The sequence below is a fragment of the Streptomyces sp. NRRL S-495 genome (assembly GCF_000966955.1).
Taxonomy (GTDB): Bacteria; Actinomycetota; Actinomycetes; order Streptomycetales; family Streptomycetaceae; genus Kitasatospora; species Kitasatospora purpeofusca.
In genome coordinates this window covers 1-981 of sequence record NZ_JZWY01000336.1, presented here as the reverse complement: position 1 = coordinate 981, position 981 = coordinate 1, and the positions used below count along the sequence as shown (strand labels likewise).

The 981-nt window shown below is 72.3% G+C and carries 1 protein-coding gene and 1 pseudogene; one reads left to right on the top strand and one right to left on the bottom strand.

Annotated features, from left to right (window positions below; all coding sequences use genetic code 11):
* Window positions 1–538 (top strand): annotated as a pseudogene (locus tag VR45_RS18150) (protein-L-isoaspartate(D-aspartate) O-methyltransferase); the annotation flags it as partial.
* A gap of 27 nt (window positions 539–565) precedes the next feature.
* Here the strand turns inward: VR45_RS18150 and VR45_RS18145 are convergent.
* The coding region (locus VR45_RS18145) for a hypothetical protein (protein ID WP_045940832.1) at window positions 566–981 on the bottom strand (416 nt) is incomplete at its 5' end.

Below are 981 nucleotides of genomic sequence, written 5' to 3'. Positions count from 1 at the left end.
GTTCGGCACCGAGTACGGCGGCGAGCACATCGTCCGCCTGACCGTGGACGACGACGGCACCCGCGCGAGCGGGCGGTTCACCCGAAGCTCGGCCTTCATGAGGCTGCGGCAGCAGCGCACCGACCGCCCGTTGGTCGACGCCTACCTCCACGGGAAGCCCTGGCCGGCCGACGGCGAGAAGAGCGCCACGACGCTGTCGCCCAGGGACACGGGCGGATGGCTCGACCAGTTCGTCATCGGGCTGGGCGTGCCCGGCGTGTTCTGGCGGGCGGAACGCTACGACTACGGCTCGTACACGCTGTGGCTGTACAGCAGGAGCACCCTGTCGTGGGCCACCGCGGACTACGAGCCCGACCGCAGCGAGTACGAGGTGGTCCAGTCCGGTCCCCGCAACCTCTGGGACGAGGTGGCCGCTGCGTACCGGTGGTGGTCCTCGCAGGGTCACCCGGGCTACGGGCGGTTCGGCCTCACCGTCACCCCGGACGGCCACACCGCGTGGCTGGACTCCCCGGACAACCCGGTGCCCCTTCAGTCCTGACACCCCCGGCCGGCGAGCACGCCGGGTTCATCGGCCACGCGTCGCGGCCGCCCAGTCCGTCAGGGCGGTGAAGTCGGTCGCCGTCAGGCCCACCCGGGGGTCGATGCGGTGCAGGAGGGCCGGTCCGGTGTGGTGGGTGGCGACCCAGGTGCGGTCGGCGTCCGTGATCTCGTCGTCCACCCAGGCGAACGGGCGGCCCCGGGCCCACGAGACGATCGCGGGCGTCTTCCAGAACACCCCGTCCTCCGGCTGCGGCCGGGGGTCGGGCCAGGTGATGACGGGGAGCTCGGGCAGGCCCAGCAGTGGGGCGACGAAATCGTTGGCTTCGCCCTCCCAGGTTGTCGCCCAGGCGAGATCGAAGGGGAGTGCCGTGAGGGCCGGGCCGTGGTCCGGGTTGAGCCAGATCCGCAGGGGTTTGACCGGCTTGTTGGGCAGGCCGTGGG